Origin of the sequence: Limnohabitans sp. (assembly GCF_044373035.1) — a bacterium.
Classification (GTDB): Bacteria; Pseudomonadota; Gammaproteobacteria; order Burkholderiales; family Burkholderiaceae_C; genus Limnohabitans_A.
Genome location: NZ_JBILQU010000120.1, coordinates 1 through 7,208, shown reverse-complemented (window position 1 = coordinate 7,208; position 7,208 = coordinate 1). Strand labels below are relative to the sequence as shown.

The 7,208-nt window shown below is 63.3% G+C and carries 7 protein-coding genes and 1 riboswitch; all 7 genes read left to right on the top strand.

Translation table 11 applies throughout. The features are described 5' to 3' along the window. Window positions 1-226, top strand: a 226-nt coding sequence (locus tag ACIQ47_RS13670; protein ID WP_396438642.1) for a DUF934 domain-containing protein, incomplete at its 5' end; no start/stop codon positions are given. Between the two features lie 122 nt (window positions 227-348). Then, window positions 349-1,104, top strand: a complete 756-nt coding sequence (locus tag ACIQ47_RS13665; RefSeq protein WP_396438641.1) for a phosphoadenylyl-sulfate reductase — start codon at window positions 349-351, stop codon at window positions 1,102-1,104. A gap of 97 nt (window positions 1,105-1,201) precedes the next feature. Then, window positions 1,202-2,152, top strand: a complete 951-nt coding sequence (cysD, locus tag ACIQ47_RS13660; RefSeq protein ID WP_396438640.1) for a sulfate adenylyltransferase subunit CysD — start codon at window positions 1,202-1,204, stop codon at window positions 2,150-2,152. Beyond that, window positions 2,152-3,501 (top strand): sulfate adenylyltransferase subunit 1, encoded by a 1,350-nt coding sequence (locus tag ACIQ47_RS13655; protein WP_396438639.1) that lies wholly within the window; start codon window positions 2,152-2,154, stop codon window positions 3,499-3,501. The genes cysD and ACIQ47_RS13655 overlap by 1 nt, the downstream gene beginning before the upstream one ends. 161 nt (window positions 3,502-3,662) lie before the next feature. Beyond that, entirely contained in the window at window positions 3,663-3,992 is a 330-nt protein-coding gene (gene fdxA, locus ACIQ47_RS13650; protein ID WP_296292223.1) for a ferredoxin FdxA, read from the top strand. 51 nt (window positions 3,993-4,043) lie between these two features. Continuing rightward, window positions 4,044-5,081, top strand: a complete 1,038-nt coding sequence (locus ACIQ47_RS13645; protein WP_396438638.1) for an NAD(P)/FAD-dependent oxidoreductase — start codon at window positions 4,044-4,046, stop codon at window positions 5,079-5,081. Between the two features lie 27 nt (window positions 5,082-5,108). Further along, window positions 5,109-5,211: riboswitch (TPP riboswitch) on the top strand. A gap of 67 nt (window positions 5,212-5,278) precedes the next feature. Next, a partial coding sequence (locus tag ACIQ47_RS13640; protein WP_396438637.1) for a TonB-dependent siderophore receptor occupies window positions 5,279-7,208 on the top strand: 1,930 nt, incomplete at its 3' end.

The window sequence follows — 7,208 nt, the reverse complement described above, 5'->3', positions numbered from 1 at the left end:
CCAGGCCTTCTTGCTGCGCCGCCGCCTGGGCTTTGCGGGCGAGTTGCGCGCCACCGGCGACGTGCTGATCGACCAGTTGGTGCAAATGCAGCGCACCGGCTTTGACGTGGCCGTGCTGCGCGAAGGCGTGGACGCTTCGGCAGCGCAACGCCAATTCGAATGCTTTGCCGGGTTCTACCAAGGCTCGGCTGTGGAAACGAAACCCCAATTTGCGAAAGCCGCCTGAAAAGTACCCTGTAGGTGCCAATCCCTTTGTGGGAGCGAGCCCCTGCTCGCGAATGTCTGCCTGAGCCAATGTACCCATTTGGGCGCAAGGGCGACCTCCCACACAAAAACACAACACACTGCATGACTTCCAGCCTGATTTCCTCCCGCAACGCCCCGGCCAAGGCCACCGATCTGCACGCCAAGGCCAGCCCGGACTTTGCCGCCACGCTGGCAGAAACCCAGGCTTTGCTGCAACGCGCTGCCACCGAATTTGTGCCCGTGACCCAAGCCTCTAGCCTGGGCGCCGAAGACGTGGTGATCACGCACCTGATCAACACCCTTCAGCTGGACATCTCGGTATTCGTGCTGGAGACCGGCGCGCTGCACACCGAAACCCTGGCCCTGCTGGAGCGCACCCAGGCGCATTCGCATGCGCCCATCCACGTGCTCCGACCGGTTCAGGCATCGGTGATCCAGTTCGTGCGCGACAAAGGCCAAGACGCGATGTACCAGAACATGGACTTGCGCAAGGCCTGTTGCGCCATCCGCAAGATGGAGCCGCTGGCCCGTGCCTTAAAAGGTCAACGCGCCTGGATCACGGGTCTGCGACAAGAGCAGTCGACCGCCCGCGCCGAAGTGCCTTTGCTGGACGAGAGCGAAGTCGCCACCAAGGGTTTGCACAAGTTCAACCCGCTGGCCCGGTGGACCTGGGGCGACGTGTGGCACTACATCGCCACCCACCAGGTGGACTACAACCCGCTGCACGACCAGTTCTTCCCGAGCATCGGCTGCGCCCCTTGCACCCGCGCTATCAGCCTGGGCGAAGCGTTCCGCGCCGGGCGATGGTGGTGGGAAGACGAGGCGGCCAAGGAATGTGGGCTGCACGTCAAGCCATGAATTTGTGGTAGCCCGCCCCTGCGGGCGAATAGGGAAACACCCAAAACATTCGGCCGCAGGGGCGACCTCCCACAACAAAACGAACAGAGAGAACCAAATGACCGCCATCACCCCAACCGAACTGCACACCCTGAGCAACGCACACCTCGATGCGCTGGAAGAAGAAACCATCTTCATCCTGCGTGAAGTTGCCGCCGCTTTCGAGCGCCCCACCCTTTTGTTTTCGGGCGGCAAGGATTCGCTGGTCATGCTCCAGTGCGCCGAAAAAGCCTTTGGAGGCAAAACAAGCCCCTCCGGTAGCGGTCGCATTCCGTATCCCCTGCTCATGATCGACACCGGCCACAACTTCCAGGAAGTGACCGACTTGCGCGACGCGCGCGCCGAGGAGCTGGGTGCCGAGCTGATCGTGCGCAGCGTGGAAGAATCCATGAAACGCGGCACCGTGCGCCTGGCTCACCCGGGCGAAAGCCGCAACGTCCACCAGTCGGTGACCTTGCTCGAAGCCATCGAAGAGTTCGGCTTTGACGCCCTGATTGGCGGCGCTCGCCGCGACGAAGAAAAGGCCCGCGCCAAAGAGCGCATCTTTTCGCACCGCGACAGCTTTGGCCAGTGGCAGCCCAAGGCACAGCGCCCCGAACTGTGGACCCTGTTCAACCACAAGCTGCAACCGGGCGAACACTTTCGGGTGTTCCCGATCAGCAACTGGACCGAGCTGGACGTGTGGCAATACATCGCCCGCGAACGCATTGCGCTGCCGTCGATCTATTACACGCACAAACGCGAAGTGGTGGACCGCCGGGGCCTGCTGGTGCCGGTGACCGAGCTGACCCCGCCCAAAGACGGCGAAGAAGTGGTGGTGCGCGATGTGCGTTTTCGCACCGTGGGCGACATCACCTGCACCTGCCCGGTGGCAAGCACCGCGGCTACACCTGAGCAGATCGTGATCGAGACGATGGCGGCCGATGTGAGCGAGCGCGGCGCGACCCGCATGGACGACAAGACGTCCGAGGCTTCGATGGAAAAACGCAAGAAAGACGGGTACTTCTAATGAACGCACTGAAATTCATCACCTGCGGCTCGGTCGACGATGGCAAGAGCACGCTGATTGGCCGCTTGCTGGTGGACACCAAGGCCGTGCTGCAAGACCAACTGGCCGGGGTGCAGCGCTCAGGCGAGACCGACTTGGCTTTGCTGACCGACGGCTTGAGTGCCGAGCGTGAGCAAGGCATCACCATCGACGTGGCCTACCGCTACTTCAACACCGAAGCACGCAAGTTCATCATCGGCGACACGCCCGGCCACGAACAGTACACCCGCAACATGGTCACTGCCGCATCCAGCGCCGACGCCGCTGTGGTGCTGGTCGACGCCATCAAACTCGACTGGGCCAACCCCAATTTGCAGCTGCTGCCGCAAACCCGCCGCCACTCGCTGCTGGTCAAGCTGCTGCGCGTGCCATCTGTCGTGTTCGCCATCAACAAGCTCGACGCTGTGGCCAACCCGGCCATGGCTTTTCAAAACATCGCAGGGGCTCTGAACCAATTCGCCCAAGAAGCGGGCATCAACATCGCGGCCATGGTGCCCGTGTCTGCGCTCAAGGGCTGGAACGTGGTGACCACCGACAACAACGACCAGCCCGACTGGTGCGGCTACACCGGCCCCAGCCTGCTCAGCATCCTCGAAGACCTGCCGGTCATCCCGGCTGAGACCGATGTGGCCTTCAGCTTCCCGGTGCAGTGGGTCGAAAAACCAAGTGCCCCCACGCTTGTCGCTTCGCGTACTGCGCTGCCCCCCGAGGGGGCCGCTGCTGCGCCTTGGGGCGGCCCGGCGGCGGCGCACCACGACTCCGGCGTGACCACCCAGGGTCGCCGCGTGTTCTGGGGCCGCGTGGCCACGGGCAGCATCGAGCCGGGCCAGACCATCGCGGTCTTCCCCAGCGGCCAGACCGCCGTGGTGTCCCAAGTGCTGTCGGCCACCCGCCAGCCGCAAAACAAAGCCGCTGGCCACAGCGCAGGCCTCGTGCTCGACCGCGAAGTGGACGTGTCTCGTGGTGACTGGCTGCTGTCAGAACACGGCAGCCCCGAAGGCCAGCGCCAGCTGAGCACCACCATCGCCTGGATGGACGATGAGCCTCTGGTCGCGGGCCGCCTGTATTGGGCGCTGCACGGCCACCGCTGGGTCAAAGTGAAAGTGCTGCGCGTGGTGCACCGCCTGAACGTGAACACCCTGGCCGAGGAAGAGGCCACCGAGCTGCCCCCCAACGCCATCGGCCATGTCACCCTGGCCCTGCAAGAGCCTCTGGCCACCCTGCCCTTTGCGCAGTCGCGCATTTTGGGTGCGCTGGTGCTGGTGGACACGGCCAGCCACACGACCTCAGGAGCGGTGTTGGTCAACTGAAGACCCGTTCCTTGTGGGAGTCCACCCCTGTGGACGAATGGTTGATTCATCTTCAAACCCATTCGCGAGCAGGGGCTCGCTCCCACAGGGGGCAAGCGATCTCCCTTAAAATCACAGCCACAGCGCAATTTGACCGCGCTGCTCCATTTTCCGAGTCCATCATGACCCACGTTGTTTCCGAATCCTGTATTCAATGCAAATACACCGACTGTGTGGACGTTTGCCCTGTGGATTGCTTTCGCGAAGGCCCCAACTTCCTGACCATCGACCCCGATGAGTGCATTGACTGCGCCGTGTGCATCCCAGAATGCCCTGTGAATGCCATCTATGCCGAGGAAGACCTGCCCGCCGACCAGCAGCACATGACGAAGCTCAACGCCGAGCTGGCTTTGTTGCCCGGATGGAGGAGCATCACCAAGCGCAAAATCCCCATGCCCCACGCCGATGACTGGAAAGACAAGACCGGCAAGCTGGCCGAGTTGATCCGCTGATCCTTGCGAATGGCCGAATGTTTCGGCCTTTTTTCTCGCTAGCCACCCCTCATGACCACCCCCATCGACACCGACGCGCTGGTCATTGGCGCAGGCCCCGTGGGCCTGTTTCAGGTGTTCCAGTTGGGCCTGCAAGGTGTGCACTGCCACGTGCTTGACGCACTGCCCCATGTGGGCGGCCAATGCGCCGAGTTGTATGGCGCCAAGCCCATCTACGACATCCCGGGCATCCCCTATTGCACCGGACTCGAACTGATCGAGCGCTTGCAGCAACAAATCGCCCCCTTCCAACCCACCCTGCACCTGGGCCAGCAAGTGGGCAGCGTCGAGCGCCTGCCCGACCATCGCCTGCAGGTGATCACCAGCGCTGGCCAGACCTTTCGCACCCCCACCCTGTTCATCGCAGCAGGTGTGGGCGCTTTTGTGGCGCGCCGCCTGGCGCTGGACGGCCTGGCGGCTTTTGAGGGCACACAAGTTTTTGTGCAGCACCCCACGCCCGAGCGCTGGACAGGCCAACACCTGGTGGTGGCGGGCGACGGTGACACCGCCTTACAAACCTGCCTGGATGCATGTCAAGGGCCGCAAGCCGCTGCCAGCGTGACGCTGCTGCACCGCCGTGATCAGTTCACCGCCGATCCAGACTTGATCGCGCAAATGCGCCAAGCCTGCACCGAAGGCCGTATGCGCTTTGTGGCCGGTCAGCCCACCGGCCTGCGCACAGAAGCTGGCCGCTTGCAAGCGCTGGAACTGCTCAACCCGCAAGGCGACACCGAATGGCTGAACCTGGACGTGCTGCAAACCTGTCTGGGCCTGTCGCCCAAATTGGGCCCCGTGGCGCAATGGGGCCTGGCCATGGAACGCAAGCAATTGGTGGTCAACACCGAAAACTTCGGGACTTCTGAGCCCGGCATTTTTGCCGTGGGTGACATCAACACCTACCCGGGCAAAAAGAAGCTGATCTTGTGCGGCTTCCACGAAGCCACGCTGGCCGCTTTTGGTGCCGTGGCCCTGCTGCGCCCCGAAGAAAAGACCCTGCTGCAGTACACGACAACCTCCACGCTGCTGCACCAGCGTCTGGGCATCGCCTAGAATCCACACCGCGCCGCCATCCTGCGGCGCATTCGCTAGGGGTGTTGGTGGCTGCAAGGCCATCGACTGAGAAAGTCCCTTTGAACCTGATTGAGGTAATCCTCGCGCAGGGAAGCTAGTCAAAAGAACGGCGTCCGGTTTCGGCCGCATGACGTTCCGAGCCAGCCGACCTGCCATAACGTTGAAGGAAAAACGTCATGGCATTTTTTTCGCCCATCTTTTCGTCCCGTCCGCGCAGGTCTGACCGACTTGCTTTTCGCGCCACCCACGTCGCCAGCGCCATCGCCTTGTTGACGGCCACCGGACTGGGAGCTCAAAGCCTGACCGACATCACCATCACCGACACCGCGCCTTCACAGGTCAGCGGCTTTGGCGATGTGCCACTGCGTCAAGCGCCGTTCAGCGCTACCACCATCGACCGGCAAACCCTGCAAGACATTGGTGCGCAGCGCGTATCAGACGCCTTGCGCCTCGATGCCAGCGTGGCCGACAGCTACAACTCGCCCGCCTACTGGGACAGTCTGAGCGTGCGCGGTTTCACGCTGGACAACCGCTACAACTACCGCCGCGAAGGCTTGCCCATTTCAGCCGAAACCATGATCGGCATGGACAACAAGGAACGCATCGAGTTGTTCAAAGGCACCAGCGGCATCCAGGCGGGCACCAGCGCCCCTGGCGGTCTGGTCAACTACGTGGTCAAACGCCCGCCCTCGGCCCAAAACACCACCGTGCGCGATGTCAGCGCCAGTTTCGGCCCGGGCCACAGCAGCAGCATCGCGCTTGACCTGGGCGGCCGTTTTGGCCAAGACCAAGCGCTGGGCTACCGCTTGAATGCGGCCTATGAAGACCTGAACCCCTACATCAAAAACACCGAAGGCCACCGCCGACTGTTTGCCTTGGCCATGGATTGGCGTCTCACGCCCGACAGCCGCCTGGAGTGGGAGATCGAGCGCAGCGAACGCCAGCAAATGGGCGTGAACGCCTACAGCCTGCTGGGCGACAGCCTGCCGGCTCCAGTGGATGGCACGCGCAACCTCACCCGCCTGCCCTGGTCGGTGCCCGGCGTGTTTGCAGGCACCACAGGCAGCCTGCGCTTCAAGCAGAACCTGGACGGCGGCTGGTTGTGGAGCACGCAATACGGCGCACAGCGCTTGCGCACCGACGACCGCCTTGGCTTTGCCTACGGCTGCAGCGCCCAAGAACGCTGGGACCGTTTTTGCAGCGATGGCGGCTTTGACCTGTACGACTACCGCAGCGACAACGAACGCCGCAGCAGCGACGCATTGCAAAACGAGCTGAGCGGCACCCTGCAGCTGGCCGGTCTGCAACACCAGCTGGGTTTGAGCCTGATGCGCAGCCGAATGTTGGACCGCCCCTCCCCCATGCAGGCTTACAACTGGGCGGGCACCGGCAACATCAACGGCAGCTTCGACAGCCCCGAAGCGCAGCCCACACCGGGCGACCTGAACACCCAGCGCAGCGAATACACCACCGAAATCGCACTGCGCGACCGCATGGAGTTGAGCGCGCAAACCGCTCTTTGGCTGGGCCTGCGTCACACGCACCTGAACCGCGCCAGCGAGCGCACCGACGGCAGCCGCGCTGTGCAAGACAAGCGCAGCTTCAACACACCCTGGTTGGCCCTGACGCACCAGATCACGCCCGCTTACCTCGTCTACGGCAGCTACGGCGAAGGCCTTGAAACCGATGTGGCGCCCAACCGCAGCCGTTACACCAACGCCGGACAAGCCCTGCCCGCGCTGCGCAGCGAGCAGTTCGAGATCGGCGTCAAAGGCCAATGGGCCCGCACGCGCTGGCAAGCGAGTTGGTTTGACATCACCCGCCCCGTGGCGGGCGACGAAGGTGCCTGCGACGAGGCCAACACCTGCACCCGAAAAATCGACGGCCAAGCCCGTCACCGGGGGCTGGAGTTGTCGGCAGGCCTGACTCAAGCGCAGTGGCAATGGGACCTCGCCACCACCTGGACAGACGCCAAGCGCCAAGCGGCTGAGATTGACCCCAGCGTGAACGGCCAACGCGCCCTGAACGTGCCGCGCATGAGCTTGCGCGCCATGGTGCAATATCGCTTCGCAAGCACCCCCGGTCTGCGCAGCAGCTTGCGCTTGA